At 38.0% G+C, this 1,240-nt stretch carries 1 protein-coding gene; it reads right to left on the minus strand.

Features of this window, described 5'->3' with window-relative positions; all coding sequences use genetic code 11:
• Positions 1–119: 119 nt before the first annotated feature.
• Positions 120–1,239, minus strand: a protein-coding gene (locus YU9_RS47000) for an IS3 family transposase (RefSeq protein WP_245266731.1) whose coding sequence is annotated in 2 segments (ribosomal slippage) — positions 120–965 and positions 967–1,239 — 1,119 coding nt in all. Because the reading frame shifts where the segments join, the coding sequence is not laid out codon by codon here.
• Position 1,240 lies beyond the last annotated feature (1 nt).

Here is a 1,240-nt window from a genome sequence, read left to right on the forward strand (position 1 = left end):
CTACCAACTGATTATGTGTTGGATAGTACGCTTTTATCTTGTTTGCAGCAGGAAACATTTTTTATAATATCAATACGACTTAATGGTATTCTAATTAATTATACAAAGTGGTTCTGAAATTACCCTGGAAAAGTTTTAAAATATATCTCTGCCGGGGTCTGGTAATCCAAAGATTGATGGAGTCGTTCATTATTGTAAAAGCCAAAATATTCTCCAATGTTTTGAATAGCCTCCCTGACGGTCTCATAATTGTGAAGATAAACACGTTCATATTTCACGGTACGCCAAAGGCGCTCTACGAAAATGTTATCCAGAGCACGGCCCCGGCCGTCCATGCTGATCTTCACATCGGCTTTTTTTAAAACGCCGGTAAAGGCATCACTGGTAAACTGACTGCCTTGATCCGTGTTAAAAATCTTAGGTTTTGCAATTTTTAAGGCACCCTGTAAGGCTTTTATACAAAAATCCTTATCCAATGTGGTTGAAAATTCGTAGCTCAGGACATACCGACTAAACCAGTCTATCACTGCTACAAGATAGATAAAACCTGAATTCAAACGGATATAGGTAATATCCGTTGACCACACCTGGTCAACTTGCTCAATGGAAACGCCTCGCAGCAAGTATGGATAAATTTTATGCTCTTTTGATGCTTTGCTCAAATTTGGTTTTGGATATATAGCTTCAAGTCCCATAAGCCGCATCAAACGTCTTATTCGTTTAGGATTAACAGTGTGCCCTTGTCGCTTTAATACGGCCGTCATTTTTTCAACACCGTAGAACGGATATCGGGTATATTCTTCGTCTATCAATCGCATGAGAGCCAGGTTATAGCTCTCATCTTTGCAGGATTGATAGTAATAGGTTGATCTGTTTATTCCCAAAAGATCACACTGGCGCATTACCGGTATCAAAGAATGATTCGGCTCAATGTATTGACGCTTTATATCAATTGAGAAGGTTAGATTTTTTTTTTAGCCAGTCCAATTCGACCTTTAATTGGCCGATTTGTTGGTAAAGCTCCGCCTGGAATTCTTCAGCGTCTTTTTCTTTTTTTTGACGCTTTTTTGAAAATATATCGGGCAATTCTTCTAATAGACGCTTTCGCCATTGATTTATTTGATTTGAATGAACTCCATATTCACTAGATAGTTGAGAAATCGTCTTTTCCTTTTTAACCGTTTCAAGCGCTACTTTAGCTTTGAATGATGCACTGTAATTTTTTCGAATTTTACCCATT

The organism is Bradyrhizobium sp. WSM1743 (assembly GCF_000473065.1).
Classification (GTDB): domain Bacteria; phylum Pseudomonadota; class Alphaproteobacteria; order Rhizobiales; family Xanthobacteraceae; genus Bradyrhizobium.